Source organism: Stieleria sp. JC731 (genome assembly GCF_020966635.1).
Classification (GTDB): domain Bacteria; phylum Planctomycetota; class Planctomycetia; order Pirellulales; family Pirellulaceae; genus Stieleria.
This window is the reverse complement of the sequence record NZ_JAJKFQ010000005.1, coordinates 642,336-659,338: the sequence shown is the minus strand read 5'-3', so window position 1 is coordinate 659,338 and position 17,003 is coordinate 642,336. Positions and strand designations below refer to the sequence as shown.

Annotated in this window: 16 protein-coding genes; 2 read left to right on the top strand and 14 right to left on the bottom strand. The window is 52.0% G+C overall.

Annotated elements, in window-relative coordinates; genetic code table 11:
• Position 1: 1 nt before the first annotated feature.
• From LOC67_RS13520 to LOC67_RS13465, 12 genes are all read right to left on the bottom strand, one after another.
• Positions 2-1,852, bottom strand: coding sequence for a secretin N-terminal domain-containing protein (locus tag LOC67_RS13520; RefSeq protein WP_230263137.1), 1,851 nt, complete (start codon positions 1,850-1,852; stop codon positions 2-4).
• A gap of 196 nt (positions 1,853-2,048) precedes the next feature.
• Positions 2,049-2,672: a hypothetical protein gene (locus tag LOC67_RS13515; RefSeq protein ID WP_230263136.1), complete on the bottom strand. Its 624-nt coding sequence runs from the start codon at positions 2,670-2,672 to the stop codon at positions 2,049-2,051.
• Positions 2,665-4,314 (bottom strand): PilN domain-containing protein, encoded by a 1,650-nt coding sequence (locus LOC67_RS13510; RefSeq protein ID WP_230263135.1) that lies wholly within the window; start codon positions 4,312-4,314, stop codon positions 2,665-2,667. Before LOC67_RS13510 ends, LOC67_RS13515 begins: the two co-directional genes overlap by 8 nt.
• 15 nt (positions 4,315-4,329) lie before the next feature.
• Complete coding sequence (locus tag LOC67_RS13505; RefSeq protein WP_230263134.1) at positions 4,330-4,644, bottom strand: hypothetical protein; 315 nt, start codon at positions 4,642-4,644, stop codon at positions 4,330-4,332.
• Positions 4,645-4,706: 62 nt separating this feature from the next.
• Positions 4,707-5,222, bottom strand: coding sequence for a hypothetical protein (locus tag LOC67_RS13500; protein ID WP_230263133.1), 516 nt, complete (start codon positions 5,220-5,222; stop codon positions 4,707-4,709).
• Positions 5,212-5,691, bottom strand: coding sequence for a hypothetical protein (locus LOC67_RS13495; protein ID WP_230263132.1), 480 nt, complete (start codon positions 5,689-5,691; stop codon positions 5,212-5,214). Before LOC67_RS13495 ends, LOC67_RS13500 begins: the two co-directional genes overlap by 11 nt.
• Positions 5,688-6,167, bottom strand: a complete 480-nt coding sequence (locus tag LOC67_RS13490) for a Tfp pilus assembly protein FimT/FimU (RefSeq protein WP_230263131.1) — start codon at positions 6,165-6,167, stop codon at positions 5,688-5,690. The genes LOC67_RS13495 and LOC67_RS13490 overlap by 4 nt, the downstream gene beginning before the upstream one ends.
• 60 nt (positions 6,168-6,227) lie before the next feature.
• Positions 6,228-6,548 (bottom strand): type II secretion system protein, encoded by a 321-nt coding sequence (locus LOC67_RS13485; RefSeq protein ID WP_230263130.1) that lies wholly within the window; start codon positions 6,546-6,548, stop codon positions 6,228-6,230.
• A 140-nt stretch (positions 6,549-6,688) separates the two neighbouring features.
• Positions 6,689-7,009 (bottom strand): competence type IV pilus major pilin ComGC, encoded by a 321-nt coding sequence (locus LOC67_RS13480; protein WP_230263129.1) that lies wholly within the window; start codon positions 7,007-7,009, stop codon positions 6,689-6,691.
• A gap of 14 nt (positions 7,010-7,023) precedes the next feature.
• Positions 7,024-8,034, bottom strand: coding sequence for a type II secretion system F family protein (locus LOC67_RS13475; RefSeq protein ID WP_230263128.1), 1,011 nt, complete (start codon positions 8,032-8,034; stop codon positions 7,024-7,026).
• Positions 8,035-8,167: 133 nt separating this feature from the next.
• Positions 8,168-9,868 carry a GspE/PulE family protein gene (locus tag LOC67_RS13470; RefSeq protein ID WP_230263127.1) on the bottom strand — a complete coding sequence of 567 codons (1,701 nt, stop codon included), beginning with the start codon at positions 9,866-9,868 and terminating at the stop codon, positions 8,168-8,170.
• Positions 9,865-10,278 carry a two-component system response regulator gene (locus tag LOC67_RS13465; RefSeq protein WP_230263126.1) on the bottom strand — a complete coding sequence of 138 codons (414 nt, stop codon included), beginning with the start codon at positions 10,276-10,278 and terminating at the stop codon, positions 9,865-9,867. The genes LOC67_RS13470 and LOC67_RS13465 overlap by 4 nt, the downstream gene beginning before the upstream one ends.
• Before the next feature lie 401 nt (positions 10,279-10,679).
• Between LOC67_RS13465 and LOC67_RS13460 the strand changes: the two genes are divergently transcribed.
• Both LOC67_RS13460 and LOC67_RS13455 read left to right on the top strand, forming a co-directional pair.
• Entirely contained in the window at positions 10,680-11,333 is a 654-nt protein-coding gene (locus LOC67_RS13460; protein WP_230263125.1) for a hypothetical protein, read from the top strand.
• A 14-nt stretch (positions 11,334-11,347) separates the two neighbouring features.
• Positions 11,348-14,461 (top strand): right-handed parallel beta-helix repeat-containing protein, encoded by a 3,114-nt coding sequence (locus tag LOC67_RS13455; RefSeq protein ID WP_230263124.1) that lies wholly within the window; start codon positions 11,348-11,350, stop codon positions 14,459-14,461.
• Between the two features lie 36 nt (positions 14,462-14,497).
• On the opposite strand, the gene mqnE is transcribed toward LOC67_RS13455, so the two are convergent.
• A complete protein-coding gene (gene mqnE / locus LOC67_RS13450) occupies positions 14,498-15,652 on the bottom strand; it encodes an aminofutalosine synthase MqnE (RefSeq protein ID WP_230263123.1) in 1,155 nt (384 codons plus the stop codon).
• Positions 15,653-15,945: 293 nt separating this feature from the next.
• On the bottom strand, positions 15,946-17,001 hold the full coding sequence (gene trpD / locus LOC67_RS13445; RefSeq protein ID WP_410001134.1) for an anthranilate phosphoribosyltransferase: 1,056 nt from the start codon (positions 16,999-17,001) through the stop codon (positions 15,946-15,948).
• Between the last annotated feature and the right edge of the window lie 2 nt (positions 17,002-17,003).

The window sequence follows — 17,003 nt, the reverse complement described above, 5'->3', positions numbered from 1 at the left end:
TCTACTCGTGTGCAGCATCCAACCAACTCGCGCTGGTCTGCACATCGTACACATCCACCTCGATCAATTCCGGTTCGCCTATTAAAGTGGTACCAGAGGGATGATGCTGTGAGGTCCAGTTGAAGTGATTGGGATAGGGATCTTTTGTCATTAGATCACTTCCAAACTTCCCGATAATTTGATGCCCCGGGCCTTGGGACGCTTTCTGTTCTGCCTGGACCGCCTCGATACCAAACGGAATCGGATCGGTTGGTGTTTGAAGGACTTGGTTGGCCAAGAACTTTTCCACACAGTTTTCCCGTTGGCTACCAACACAATGATCACCCACAATTTGTGGTGTGATGAACACAAGCAACTCGCTTTCACGGGTGCTGGCAGACCGGTGTTGAAATAGCTTCCCCACGACGGGTAACGTTCCGATCACCGGAATTGCAGTTTGTTCCGAAATCCTCGTTCGCTGCCGAAGCCCCCCTAAGACGATGGTCTGCCCGTTTGCGACTCGAACCGTAGTATTGGTTTCGCGACGGTCGATGATCGGCGCATTGTCGGTTTCGCTGAACCCGGTGAGCAAACTAAAGCGAGGATTGACGACCATGGCGATTGTCCCATCGTCGGCAATATGTGGGACTACGTTCAATGTGACACCGGCTTCACGGAACTCAGTCGTTCCGATCGTGCCGCCATCGATCCCTTGGGTCAATTGTTGGTAGGGGACTTCGGTAACGATTTCGATCTCCGCCGTCTCGTGATTCATCACAACGACATTTGGATCCGCTAGCAGGCGACTGTCACCAGCAGTTCGAAGTGCCTGGATCACGCTTTGAAGATCAAATTGATCGTTCAAGCTGGTAATCGTTAGCAGTCCATTGGTCCCCGTCCCGACAGTCGACGTCACGGTGTTTAGGACCGCTGATTGCGCAGCTCCACCTGTAGCCGCGTCAACCGCCGTACTTGCGGCCGAACTATTCCAATTGACGCCTAGCCGATCCAAATCATCGGTGCTGCAGTCGTAAATCATTGCCCAAATACGAACCTGTGGGCGAGGCTGGTCAAGCTGTTCGATTGCAGCGGCAACCTGCTCGATATTCTGCAGTCGATCCGAAACGATCAACTTATTTTCAAGTTCGATAGGTGCGATGCGACCGGTTTCGCTCAGCAGCGCATTGACCGCCGTCGAAATCGTTGCGGCGTCAACGTACTGGGTGCGAAAGACTCGCACTACTGCTGAAGGATTGGCCGGTACGGATGTCCCACCAAGTGATGCAGAGGAAAGCGAATCATTGGGCATTCGACCACGATAGCTCTTTGCGGCAAGTTCAAGAGCATCCAAATGGGATCGAATCTTTTCGATTCGCTTTGGGTAGTCAATAACGACTACCGAATTGCTGCTTTCGATCGCGTGCACCCGCCCTTCCGGAGAAAGCAACGAATCGATCGACGGCAGCAGGTCCTCGGCACGATTTTCTATAAGAGACAAAATTTCAGTTTCGAACGACGGCAACTGGTCTCCAAGACGATCGAGCGGCACAACCGCCAAGCTACTACCGACAACGCGATAGCCATACCCGCGGGCGATCAACAGCGAATCAAGAATATCAAAAACGCTGGTGTTCTCGAAGGATGCATTCACTGTCCCTGTGACTTCATTCCCAGCAACGATATTGATTCCGCAGACATCGCGGATCGCGAACAAGGATTCCAGAAGAGTTGAATCACGCAAATCAAGATCGTACTTGCGTTCAAGTTTCTGCCGAACTTCGACAGGAACGTTTTCATCGGCAAAAAACGAAGATTGTGCCGACACGTTGTGACAGTGTGCGATCAACCAAGTGATGGCAAAGAGCTTCGCCATCACAATTCCGAATCGTCGATACAACTTGCTGTCGAGCGCGAGCAAGATTCGTTCTCCTTAACACCAACCGGTTCGAGTGTTGCCGGCTGATCGATAGCGAACTGGTTCGCCGTCTTTTGCCCTATCAAAATACGAATCGGACGATCGCGCGTGATCGATTCGTGAAGCTGGCACGTCCGTGTGACAGCATGAGCGTTCACATGCGAGAATCGTTCTGATGAACCAGGCCGAAGAGGGAAATCTCGACGTCTAAAGCCAAATGTCCGTTATTGCCCTCGCGCTGAACCGTCAAATTGGTCGGAACCGCAAATTCTTCGATTGAGTTAAGGTGGATGATTAGCTTCGTCAGCTTCGTCAAAGGGCCTCTTGCCGAAAGGTTGATCAAGCGAGTTTCCAGATTGAAGGGACTCTCGATTGCTTCGTCCGTGTCCATATCAGCGTTGTTTGGGTCCCTGCCAGCGATCCACGGCGTTTGGCGTGCATCGGAAAGTGACAATCGCTTTAACTGGCATCCATAGTCAAAAGTCAATTCGGTAATCAACTCGCGAAAACGCTCGGCGCGATCTTGGTCAAATAGCGGGCTGTTCGAATCATCCACCGAATCTAGCTGCCTTAGCCGATTTTCCATCGCTTCGACATTCATCGATGCCAGCGTTGTTTCATAGAGCTCCGTTTGAAGGCTTTCAAAACGTGTCTGTTGTGAACAATAGTGATCCCAGCATGGCAGCGTGATCAATAGCCCTATCATTAATGCGGTCGCCCAAACGACCATTTGTCGCTTGGGATGGTTCAAAAGTTGATTGACAAGCTGGTTAGCCATGAAGGTAATCCTCCAATGCGTCGCTTTCTGCCAGTTTCGCTGGAGCCTCAGGCTGACTTATTTGGGCCGAGATTTCAAATCGCACATCAGTCGTTGACGCACCTCGATGTGACGAAGTCGACTGAAGTGAAACACGCGTCAAAAGCTTGGAATTTCGCAGGCGTTCGAGATAGTCGAATACACCGTGGTCGGATCGACTGACACCGACGATTAAAAGTGTTTGGTCGTTGTGAAATTGGATCGACTCCAACCACATTCGCTCCGGCAATTCATGCCCAACATCCCAAATGATGTCCGCCCATTGAGGTCGTTTGATCGATTGCTTTACCTGCTGGATCTCTTTGTCGAATTCAATGCGACTTGTCAGGTCGGCACGCAATTGATCGCGATGATCCACTTCTGACAAATGCGAATCTATTTTTGCCTCTGCTTCATGGATCCGACCGGCAACTTGAAACTCCATAATCACAAGGATGATGGTCGCGACCGCAATCGTGGTAATCGGCCAAGTCGCCTTCATCAGCTTTCGCAAAGGAAGCTTTTGCTGCATCTGAAGCGTGGTAACCAAATTATTGGCGTCAACGACTGCGTGGCTGGATTGCTGATCGCGAACAAGTCCGATCGCCGCGATCAGACTCGTACTCGGATCGCAGTCACCGGCAATTTCGTATCCATCGCAAAGTTCAGCAAAAGGAAACGCGTATTCAGCCAGCTCAAAATTTCGTTCCTGTTTGTCACCTGTCGACTTGTCCGCTGAAACGGCGTGGTCGCTGGGACTAGCGACATAAATCTTATCAAGGTTTGATGACGCATCTGGAAACTGTGCTTGCACATAGCGTCGCAAACATTTCAGGTGACGCTGAATCACGTCCGCTTGGTCAATGTCTTCATCCGGCATTGCGGGTCGGTAGTCCAGCAGAAGACGCCCTTGGTAGCTGATTCCTAGATCAATCCGCCCCAGGTCATCAATTCCCATCAAGACAGGTTCTTGGGCGTCTCGTCCGTGGTTGTGCAGGACACGACTGAGCACCAACATCGTGTGTTCAAGATTTGCCAGTCGCAACCCCGTTGCTCGGGTCGCTTTGGCGACCGCTTCGACAACATCACGCATCGCGACGGTCACCCAGACACGCTTTCGTTTTGCGTCGATTCGATAGGTGAACTCACTACGAACCTTTTCGCCGACTCCCATCCCGATGTATCGTTCGGTGCGGCCAGCCAGTTCCGCAAGTTCGTTGTCAACTTGTTGATCCGGACCAGCCAAAATGCGTGTCACACAAGGCTTCCCACCAACGGAACAGTGGACCGCCTGTCCGGACAACCCGTGCCGCTGAACTAATTCGACAAGGCATGACTGAAGTGTTCCATCATTCCAATCACCTTTGGCTGGCCCTCGGTCGGCGGGGAATTCGACACGATCAACGATCAAACGTTTTTTGTCATTAACGGCTTCAGTGAAAGCAAGCGAAACTCCGCTAGGGGATATCTCCAAACCGATCGAAAGTCTCGCTTTTCTACGGCGATCAAAACGCACACGACGCGAGCTTTTGTTTGCCTGTGATAAATCCGACCGGCTGCGCCGCTCGAGGGGTGAAGGTTCTTCACCGATCGCCGTTAACAGATCTTTTGAACTCTGGTTCATCGATTGGTTCCGTCGCTAGCCACCTTGTTTTACTGTCACCGAGAGGTAGCGTGTGCTGTTTCCCGCGTTGCCAGTCGCTTGAACTAGAACCAACCCGTCATCTGTCTTCGACACCGTGGCGGAATATATTTTCCCGCTACCTGGCGGAAATTCAGTCGGCGGTACGCCAAGTCGCCAGCTGTAGTCCTGTTCCAAATTCATCAGTGCGTCGTGCACACCGGCCTCGGCTAAATATCGAGCTTCATCCCACTGAATGGAGTTTCGTAAGGCCTGATAACGGACACGTTCCGATTCCAGCATCCCGATCACAAGTGAACTGACAAGTGTCATCACGAAGATCGCAATCAGAAGAGCAGCACCTCTTCTGCGTCGTGGATCGGGATTGCGGAACATCACCAAGTCCTTATCCAAACTTTACTTTCATGTTCTAGCGATGCATCTTGGGCTGTTTCGCGTTGTGACCGAGCAACTATCCTGACAAGTTGTATGTCCGTCGGATCATCGTCGACTTGGACCCCGGCGGCGTCGAAGCCTGTGAATTGCAACTGTTCAATTCCGTCTGCCAGTGGCTTGAAAGCCTGGTCGAAATTCATTTGATACTGGACCTCGCCGTTTTCGTCTCGCCGCCATGTTCGAACGGAACTGTCGTTCATCAACAATGTGATTTGATCTCCCCGATTGGAGATCGAAATGACAGAAGCAGCTTCTCGCGATTCACGAACGAAGTGTCGAACAACGCTACTAATTTGACGCTCGGCAGCGTAGTCGCGGTCAACGACTTCCCAGGTATGACCTGCGGTGCGAAAAACGAGTGCGAGTCCCATCATGATCGTCGTGATCATTGTCCCGGCAACAACCATCTCAAGTAGCGAGATACCTTGTCGTCGAGTCGATTTGTTAGCGATCATTCGCTATCTCCTGGTAGGTCAATGTCTTTGCGACTTTTGTTGCCATGCGAACTTCGATTTCACCGGCGTCGCGTGTTCGGTTGCGATTGCTGTCTCGAAAAACCAATGCGTCGACCACAGCAAGTTTTCCTGGCACTCCGCCAACCGAATTCCGGTCGGATGCCACTGTCATATATCTGAACGGAGTCGAATCGACGCTGCCCAGCACACCATCTGTCGTATTCATTTCCCAACATGCAGCCGTCGTCGCCATCGCTTGCTCGAGCACAGCGACACAGCGGCAATGCATCCATTCGTAATGCCGTAGGTCCATCGATGCCAAAACACGCTTTCGCATCACCGCCAAAGCGGGGACGATCGCGATGGAAATGATCGCCGATGCGGCCACTAACTCCAGCATCGTTTGCCCTGGTCGTCGAGACTGCTTTGGACGACATTCCGTTAAATCTGTTGTTGGCTTCGTGCTCAATGCGACAACTCCGTCACACGAACCGCTTGTGATAGCGGCAACACCTCGACTTTGTATTGTCGATTTGGCCCTCGAAACCCAGCGTCAAAGTAAGCAGTGCCATGTCCTTCGAAGTCAAACCAGATTTCTGTCCGGCTTGCGTCGACAACGACATCATCCTGAATTTGATGTTCATCGACCGTTTCTTGATGCCCAGAAGATCGCCTGCGAACCGTGACCCATCGATCGCCATCTGCTTTGGAAAGCAGAATGCCATGAGAATCTCCAGTGCGAATCGCCGCGTTCTGAGCATTGGTAATGGCGTTTGCAAGTACGCTCGCTTCTGACCTCGCGCCGGTGTCCCCTATGGTGCTACGTCCAAATCGAGCCATCGCGGCAGTTGCGAAGATCCCCATCAAGGAAATCACAACGATCAATTCGATCAAGGTCATCGCATTGCGATTGTGGAACGTCATTCTTGATGTCGGCAACAACATGATTCGACATGGAAAACGATGTAGCTCAATCGCAGGCAGCTTCCCAATTCTTCTTGGGCACTACTTCACACGATGTGTTGCTGAATCAAGACGGTAGCGGGAGTTGTCGACAGGATTTCGCGGGATACCTTCGGGAAAGTAATTTACGTCAGTCCCGATATCCGAAAGATTGTTCTTTGGATAGCTGCCTTTTTCGAAGTACCAACGTTCTACCGCCGCGTTAATTTCGGCCATGTTCTGCTTGTTGACTTCTTGCTGAGCCGATTTTTTCGACGCTGTGATACGAGGAATCACCACTGCAGCAATGACCGCCAAAATGGTGATCACGGCAAGCAGTTCGAGTAGTGAAAATCCGCGCCGTCGCGATGAATAACGATTCATAGGGCAACTCTTGACATATCCGCTAACTGACGAAATCCGTTTCCATCGATGAAATCCGTAGCGTCTCGCCGGGATGTACGATCGCCGACTGTTTCCTGACAAAGTTAGCTTTGCACACAATTGAAACAGTCCAATTCATTTCAATGCTGATGTCCGTTTACCCTCCCCGTTTTGACGTCGATGGTGTAGGTCGATTCGTCGACCGGACACTTCGGCAAACCGTCGGGGAAAAACTTTGATTGATCAGCGATGTCAGATAAGTTCGCTTTGGGCCAACGACCGTACTGCCGGGCAAACAGAACCGTTTCCATCTCGATCATCTGCCGATTCAATTCACAAAGCGATCGCGACGCGTTGTCTTTTCCCTGCCCCAATCGCGGAACAATGACGAGTGACAACACGCCGATGATGGTCACGCAAGCGAGGACTTCCAGATACGAAAGGCCTCGACGAAATGACATTGGCGTGCGCAACTCTAGCCTCCAACCTTGCCAATCAGATCAAACATTGGCAAATAGACAGCGAGCAGAATCCCGCCAACAGCGACGGCAAGGCCCATCGTTAAAATTGGCTCGATCGCGGCGACGATCGCGTCCGTGGTCGATTGAACATCCTGCCGCAAGTGCTTGCGAATTTGGCGTGTCACGGGCGCTAAACGTCCGGTGCGTTCGCCAACGATGACCAACTGCTTTACAACGGCGGGAAATAACTCACCTTCGCGTTCAATGGCGTTGCTAAATTTTTCGCCGCGTCGAATCGCGGTGTACAAGCTTTGAATCCTTTCGCGCACGTGCCGATTGGAAATCGCCCGCGATGCCGATGGAAGAGCTTCGGCGACGGTAAAGCCACTTTCCATCAGATTGCCAAGCACTTCGGAAAACTGCAGGATCGCAAATTTCCGGAACCATTCACCAATCAGCGGGCATTTGATCAAAAACTCATCGATCTTGCGCCGCGAAGTTGAATTTTTGAACGCTGAAAAGACGAGCGTTCCCAGTGCACCTATCGCAATGGTGATCAAAATCGAATAGTCAATTAGCACGCCCGACAGATCGATCAATGCTTGCGTCACCCAAGGCAACTTTGCCCCAGCGTCGTCGTACATCTTTTGAAAAGTCGGAATGACGTTGGTCAACATAAATGCGACCGATCCGGTTCCCGCGACTAAAAGTAATGCAGGATAAGTCAGCTTTTTAAGGACGTAAGCCTTTTGATTGGAAGACTGCTCTAGCTGCTCAGTAATCCGTGAAAGCGTTTGATCCAGGTTGCCTGACATTTCGCCGACAGAAATTTGGCTGACGAGAATCTCGTTGAATGCTACTGGAAATTGATTCATCGCCGAAGAGAGCGATTCACCGCTTTTCAGATGGCGCGACAAACTTTTTAAAATCGCATGGTACTTGACCATCGAACGGTCTTGCGCCACGGTTTCCAACGCATGAGCCAACGACACACCATTGGAAACCAGTGTCGTTAGGTTCCTCATTAGGGAAACAAGATCCTTGGATTTGAACTTCCGACTTGGATCTGATCCGAACTTGATATCATGCAACGAACGCAGGAAGGCAGAGAGCGTGACGCCTTCATGCGCAGCGATGGGTGACGACTGTGCCATACGTCTATCCTGAAAGCTTGAAGTAAACTTCATCGATCGAGGTGACACCGAAGACTGCTTGTCGAAGTCCCATGGTTGCCAAATCGATCATGCCGCCTTCACATGCGATTGTCCGCAATTGACTTGCCGGTAAACCTGACTCGATTGCCTGTTCGAGCTTGGGCGTGATGACCATGATCTCAAAGATCGGGATCCGTCCCGTATAGCCAGTCCCACCACAGTGTTCGCATCCGACCGCTTCGAAGTAGCCGCCAAAGTCGACGAATTCGTCGGGAACTTGGCGACCTTGGTAGATCGTTTGCAATAGATTCTGATTCGCTTCGCAAGGTCGTTTGCAATGCTCGCACAGACGACGCAACAGACGTTGTGCGATCGAAGCCACCAACGAGCCGGCGATCTTAAAGTGGTCCAGGCCAAGGTCGCTTAGCCGAGCCACCGTGCCGACGGCATCATTGGTATGAAGCGTGCTAATAAGCAAGTGCCCCGTTAACGCTGCCTGTACCGCGGTCGTTGCCGTTTCATGGTCTCGGATTTCCCCAACCAGAATGACATCTGGATCCTGACGCATCAGGTATTTCAGACCATTGGCGAACCCCATGCCGAATTCATTGTTTGCGTGAACCTGGTTGATCCCGGGGAGTCGAAATTCAACAGGGTCTTCGATCGTGGAAATGTTTTTCACGGCTGAGTCCATGTCACAAAGCATGGAATACATCGTTGTTGTCTTTCCCGATCCGGTGGGACCTGTCATCACGATCATGCCATGCGGACGGTCCAGCAGTTTCTTTACCAGTTGCAGTTGCGGATCGGGCATTCCCAATGAATTGATGTCGAACGTCTTGCTCGATTCATCCAAGACTCGCATCACGACCTTTTCGCCGCGTACGCACGGGATACAGCTCACACGAAAGCTTGCCCGTGTCTCGCCAACCTCAATCGACAAGTTTCCGTCTTGAGGTCGGCGTTTTTCCGCTGTGTCGAGATCGGCCAGAACTTTCACACGTCCAACCAGCGCGTCTTCACTGTCGTCTGGTACCGACATGATCTGATGAAGCTGTCCGTCAATACGGTAGCGAACGCGCATCTGCGGCAAATCTGGTTCCAAATGGATGTCGCTCGCTTCGGCGCGAACCGCCCCCATGAGGATCGCATCGAGCAGCCTCACGACCGGCGCATCGCTATCTTCAGAAATATCTTCCGTATGTGTTTCACGATGGCCGCGTTCCTTCAGTTCGGCCAATCGCATGTCGACCGCAGCCTGCTTCGCTTTAATTCGATCATCGAAAGCCGATTCCAACAGTCGGTCGATGTCATCTTCGAGACAAATCGCGGCCTCGACCTGGTACCCAGTCATCAACTCGATTTCGCTGATGGCTTCCATGTCACTTGGGTTCTGCATTCCCAGTCGTAAAATTTTCCCACTCAATCCGACTGGTGCGACTCTTCTTCGCCGGACATACGGTTCGGGTAGCAGACGTACCAGTTGGCTGTGGATCGCTTCGGATTCGCAGTTGTAAAAAGGGGTTTCGTATTGCTCGGCAAGCGCGGCACCGAGTTGATCTCGGGAAACGATTCCGCGTTTAAGCATAAAAACACCTAACGGCAATCGTGTTTGCCGTTGGTCCTGCAAAACCGCCTGCAACTGAGTTTCGGTGATGACCTCTTGCTCTAAAAGGATATCCCCGAGACGACGAATCTTTGTCATCGTGTACTATCCCCGATGGCGACTGCGAATTCAGCGTTCCGCATCGCTTGAATCAACTTGTTTTCAAGATCGATCGGGTCGAATGGCGAAACTAGCAGTCCTACTGCCCCCGCCTTGAAAGCCTGTTCGACTTCAACAAGATCTCCACGGCTGGAGATACAAAGTACTGGTATATGAGCAGTACATTCATCAGCGGCAATCGTTTCGATCCAACGCAGCCCTGCGCCTTGATCGAGATCCAGATCGACGATCACCGCATCAGGCAAACTTACCGAAATGGATTCCGACATCGCAGCTTCGTTGGTTACCCGAGTCACGCCCATCCCGAGAAGACCTAAGCGGTGCTCAGTCACATCCGCCACCATGGGGTGTGAAAAGTAGATCAGAACATGTTGAGCTTGCTTGTTCATAGCGAGTCGTCGTGTCTGCACCTAGGCATTCGGGACGTCGAACGTGTCATCTTCTGCGCGAAACGTATTCAGTACGTTCACCTTAGAGATGCAACGCTAGGTTGCCCGCCTTTCTGGTCAAACGATTGGCGCCGCGGGACACGAGGGAAGCGACAATTCACAAGCGTTTGAGGGAAAAACGACAATTTGGTGGTTCTGGTCAGCACGCCATTGGCGCGTGTCTCAAATTCGTTTGGGGATGTTGCTCAGCGTTGTTCGCCTCTGTTCGGAATTTGCGTTCCAACTGAATCCCCAATAGCTCCCGTCTATCTTTCATCTGATGCCGCATTCTCGTTGATAGCATGCAATCAACTGACGCAATTAGAAAATTCGTTTGGCCACGAACCTGGATCGTCGTGGGCATGATCCTTGTGCCGCCCACATCGGTTTGTGCTCAGTCAAATGAGCTAGCACGATCCGTGACGGTCAATAACAAACCGGAGCGTGGCGAATCACCAGGGCGTCTGACGGTCGAGAAGGTCGGTGAGACAGAGCCGACGTTTTTCCATGAACCAGTCGAAGACACTCGGAACGAGAAATTGGTTGTCACCGAGGAACAGCCCTCGGCTCAGGTAAAACTGCTCGGCATTGTGCGTCCTTCCCAAGATAGCGAAATGGTCACCGCGCTCATAAGGATTAACAATCGCTGCTATGTCATGGAACAAGGAGAGGTCCGAGATGGAGTTCTGCTAAAGCACATCGACCCTGAAAATCGCGGTATTTCCTTCGAAAGTGACGGTGATCTTACATCAATCGAATTGCTTAAGCAGACGGTGATCAACGAAGCCGTTGCCCTTCCGCCGATCACCAACCGGCGTTCCATGGACAGGCCGCTAGGAAGACGACACGGCGATGCGGCCGCGAAAAAACGAACAACCATTCCTATAGCTCCGCCAATAGATCTTCCAACGCTGAATCTTCCTGGAATGAATTCCAATTCACGACAGGAACTCCCGGCAATGCCTGACCTTCCAGATCTGCCAGACATCATTTTGGACCTTGGCGATCCGCTTTGATCATGGAGTGCACGTTGGGAAAGTCTCAATCAATCTTCGACAGCGTCATTGCCAACGGAATCAACCTCGTGTTGGTTTCACTGCTTCTTGCAAGTTCATCGCAAATTTGCATCGCAGCTGACTTCTTCGTGCGAACATCTGGTGACGACTCGTTTAACGGCCGATCTGCCTCGATGGCATTTCGAACGATCACAAAAGCGATTCAGTCCGCCGGTCCAGGAGATGTAGTCTTTATCGGTGGCGGTGACTACACAGAAGCATGCCTGATCGATGCCAATCGATATGGTTCGCTGAACCAATGGTTCGTTTTGTACGGGGATCGAGACGGCCGATACACGGGTGATCCCGGCCAAGTCCGAGTACGTCCACCGGCACGACGATGGGCATTCGACTTGCGTGGAACAAGCAATGTAGTTTTCTTTGGCCTGACCATTGACCCTATCGATTCGGCAGATCGATATGGGATTTGCCTTCGCGGTACCCCTTCGTGTTACATCGTCGCATGCACATTCGAAAGATGTCTGTATGGAACACACGGAAATGGCGCCAACGCATTAATCTACCAATGCAACTATCAGGGCAGTCGTCACGGTTTGTATTTCAACGCCGGGACAAACTTGCAAATCCTCCAGAGTCGCTTTACCGATTCTCGCTACTCAGTCGTCACCAGAGATCAGTCCACAGTTGCCGTTCAAGGCACCAGATTCGAGAAGGTTTCCGGACCGGACCCCATGCGGGGAATCCATGCCGTCAACGGTGCACTCGCCGTTGCTCAGTGCCAGTTTCAACAAAGCAACCTCGGAATCTATGGGACGGGAGTTTCATCTGCCAACATCAACCAATGCCAATTCCCACAGGCTGGAGCACACGGAATCCATCTTACCGGTCAGAATCTGGCAGTTTCAAACTGCACGATTGACTCTGCAAGCCAAGGCCTGATGTTGGACGCATCTGGCCAGACAACCGTGCTGAAGAACACACTCGTCACGGAATGTGATATCGGGATCGTTGCCAAAAGCAGCGACTATACGTTTCAAAACGTTCAGCTTGCCGGTTGTCGCATCGGGCTGCACCAAAGTAACGAAAACCAGCTGCTATCCATCCAAGCAGACGAGCAGGTTCAGTTCAGCCAGTGCGACTATGCGATCTACGCGAACACACAGGGTGCTGCCGAACCGTCGTCTCTCGTGGTAACCCAATGCGATCTACGCGGAAATGACCGAGGCATACTTTCCTACGGAAGCCGCCTCAACATTGACTCCTGTCAATTCGGAGGATTGATCTACGGAATTTCGGCATTCAATACCGACCGTGTCGAAATCGAATCCTCACAGTTTCTTGGAAACCCATCAGATCCTGCATCGCATCGCTATGCAATCCGTACCGCAACGCCAGCGATGCGGTTGGCACAGTGCACGATTTCCAATAGCCATCTTGGAATCCTATGTGATGGACTTAATATCGCGACGACTGAATTTCGGCAAAACACAATTAGCGATATTGAACACGCAGCAATCTACGTGCGCGACGGTTCATTTGCTTATCGCGGCGCGGATGGAAACCAATTGCAGCGTTGCCAACGCGGGATAATTGGCCAACGATGCGAATGGTCTGTAAATACAGCGTCATTCGATTCGTCGGTCGAATATCCAATCTTGGATTACGCGGGCAAAATCAATGTCAATGACCTGCAATGCGATGGGAACCAAGTTGGATTGTATTGTTCCGATTCGATCGTCGTCACAGTCGACTCAGCGGTCATTCGAAACTGCAAGCGTTATGCAACAATCGTTCATCGCTGCCAAGACGCAACGTTCACTGATGCAACGGCATTGGCAAATCAGAATGGGTTTTACGTCAGTTCTGCGACTGGGAATCCCACCGTTTTTCAAAACTGTCAGTCACTATCGAACGCTGGCGACGGCTTCATTCTGACCGGTTCATCGCCGAACGTCCTGGCCAATAGCCACTGCATGGCAAGTGGCAATCGGTACGGTCTAGTGGTTCAAGATTCAGATTTGACTCTTACCGATGCAATGCGATGGAACATCTCGGACAACACCTATGGCATCGTATTCCGACGTGGGAGCGCAACCCTACAAGCAGTTCAATTGGAAAACAATCAAATCGGTTTCCACGGATCCGATTGCAATCTCACTGTTGAAAACGGAACGATCACGGCAAATCAATTTGGCGTTGTCGCCAGGATTGACAGTCGATTGTCGATGACGGGAACTCAGATTGTCGGCTCACAATATGCAATCTACGCGACATCCACCGACAAACCGTGTGAAGTCACGCTTTCGGAACTATCCATCCAGCAAAGCAAAACTCGTGGAATCTATTTGCGAGATGATGCCAACGTCGGACTCAGTACGAGGGTTGCAAATCTACAATTCGCAGATGGCAACAATGCGATAACGCTTGTTGATTGCAACAGCAGGATCACAAATGCTCAACTTTCAAATTGTGCGACGACGGCGATCTATCAACTCGGTGGCAATTGCTTGATGGATACTTGCAAGATCGAAAACGTTGACGCTGGTTGGGCAGTGCTCGCCAGAGGAGATCAGACCTCGATCAGCCGTCTGTCGTTGCGTGACGCAAGTCACGGTATCGCTTTCGAGTCGAGCAATAGTTCTTTGACCAATTCGACACTTCAAGGCGCCGGCTATGCGGTCTACGTCAACGGCGAAGACACGAACTGCGGGATGGAATTTGTAACCATCGCAGACATGAACGCGATTGGAGTCTATCGACGGGGCGGAACCGTATGGCTCACAAATTCAATCATTCACAGCCACCGGTATGGGCTTTATGACGCCGGCACCCCGGGGGCATTGATCCACGATCACAACTTGGTCGATGCCTTACGCAACTACGTTGGGACATCACAGGGGGCCAACGAAGTCACCGATCCGGCGAGGTTTGCAGATCTGGCAAGCGGCGACCTTCATCTATCCGCCGGTTCGCCAGCGATCAATGCGGGGGCCGAGTCAGACATTTCTATTGATCTGGAGGGCAACGAACGTCCCAGCTTTGACGGATTCGAAATGGGAGCCTTCGAATACATGCAGCCGGATGGATCAATCAAAGTGATCAAGTGGGATGAGGTCGCGCGGCAGTAGTGACGAAAGGACTACCGCCCTGACAATCTCCGAAACTCAGTTTGAAGAGCAAGCTTCGTCCGCGACTTCGGTTGTCCACTTTGTGAAGTCATGCGGCTCACGGTGGACACGGTTATAAACGGTGTCGCGTTCGACGGGATCGCGTCCCGCTTCGACGATCAACTGCCGAATATCATCAACGCTCAGACACTGCGGAGTTGTCGCACCGGCGTCGTGATAAATCAATTCGTGCCGAACCGTCCCATCGATATCGTCAGCTCCATATGCCAGCGCGGTCTGTGCGGTTTCGATACCCAACATGATCCAGTAGGCCTTGATGTGCTGGATGTTGTCCAGCATCAATCGACTGATCGCGACCGTCCTTAAATCCATCAAAGCGGATGGCTTCTTGATGTCAGATAGCTTTGTATTGTCCGGGTGAAATGCCAACGGAATAAAAACTTGGAACCCACCGGTGCGATCCTGCAGGTCGCGAAGACGCAGCAGGTGATCAACACGGTGATAGGCCTTTTCAACGTGCCCATACAACATGGTGCAATTGGTTCGCAAACCGATTTCGTGCGCCGTCTGGTGAACCTTCAGCCATTCGTGGGTATTTGCTTTGTGTTCACAGAGTTGATCGCGAACTTCAGGGTGAAAGATTTCAGCGCCGCCGCCTGGCATACTGCCCAAGCCGGCTTTGCGCTGATCTTCCAAGACCCACTGTTTTGATTTCTTCGTCTGGAATTCAAACCAATTGATCTCGACCGCCGTCCACGCTTTGAGGTGGATCTTGGGATAGTTTTCATTCAGCAGTTCGATGATGCCGCGGTACCAGGTGTAGGGCATCTTGTGGTGCAAACCACCGACGATGTGCATCTCCGTGCAGCCATTCTCGGTCGCTTCTTGGCCACGCTGCAAGATTTGCTCGTCCGACATCACGTAACCTTTTGGGTCACGTAAATCACTGCGGAACGCGCAGAAGCGGCAGCGATAAACGCAGACGTTTGTCGGATTTAGGTGCGTGTTGATGTTGTAGAACCCAACATTGCCGTTCTTTCGCTCACGAACATAGTTCGCCAACACACCGACTTCTTGCAGCGGAACGGCTGGATCATAAAGAAACAGCCCGTCTTCCATGGATAGGCGTTCTTCTGATTCGACCTTGTCTCGAATTTCTCGCAATCGCGCGGTGTAGTCGGCTTGAATCATGAATGAGAGTTCAGGTTAAACAGTTTGACAAATACGGGGCGAGCCTTCGTGGTGACCGCACTCACCGAGCACGGACCGCGAAACTCAGCCAATGAAGGCCAACCGATTTTGGGGAATGCAGATTTCGAAATCACATGCATTCGTCTCTTCGGTGTGCATTCGGCGGACGTTGAACGGCGTCACAGCCCATTTTGACCTGATTTGCGTCGAGCAAAAGGTCCCATCCCGCCTGCTTGGCTACAGATCTTACCGGTCTGGTTACCGAAAACGATGCTTGAGGGTAACCGCTAAGGTCAGGAATTGGCTAGCTGCTGCAGTTTTTCCTTGGCCGCACCGCTATCGATCGCCTCTTGGGCCATTCTCACACCATCAGAAAGACCTGTTGCAGCGCCGGTCAGTGAAAGTGCTGCTGCCGTTCCAGCAACCACGGTGTCACGCTTCGGTCCCGGTTCGCCCTCAAGAATCCGCCGGATGATTGCGGCACTTTCGGCGGGACCGGAGGCAGCCAAGGACTCCACACCGGCGGGCAACAGCCCAAAATCGGCAGGCGTCCAGCGGGTGCGTCCAGCGACCTCGTTGCCGCTGACTTCAAACACATCGGTGTATCGGTCCAAAGAAACCTCGTCCTGACCGTCGGCAGCATGCACAACGAAGGACCGTGTTGTGGAAAGCTGCCCGATTGCTTCGGCTATCTTTTCCTGCGATTCAGGACTACTGGTGCCCAGCAACTGGTGTGTGGCACCTGCCGGATTGCAGAGTGGCCCCAATAGATTGAAAAGCGTTTTCACACCAAGTTTTCGACGCACTCCGACGACGTGTTTCATCGCGGGATGTAGCTTTACCGCGAAACAAAAACAGAGCCCGATCTGATCGAGCCGCCGAGCAACGCTTTCGGCATCCGATTCGATCGGAACGCCAAGCTCTTCTAAAACGTCGGCTGATCCAGTGACGCTGGTCGCTTTGCGGTTCCCATGTTTTGCGACCGCAACACCACATGCGGCGGTCACAATCGCGATCCCCGTGCTGATGTTGAACGAACCGCTTTCACTGCCTCCGGTACCACAGGTATCCAAGAGAACCTGGTGCGAATGGGGAATCCGGGTCATATGTTTACGCATGGCCCGAGCTGCACCCACGATTTCGGAGACAGCCTCGCCTTTTTCTCGCAATTGCAGCAGCAGGGACCCTATTTGATCCTCGTCTGCTTCACCGCGTAGCATCATGTCGATCAAATCCCCCGTTTGGTCAACCGACAAGTCTTCCCCGTCACGAGCCTGCTCGATCGCCAGTTCAAATGGTGTGCGATCTCCCTTTATCTCGTTCGATCCCGCGTTTTGATTCGATGTCAAGG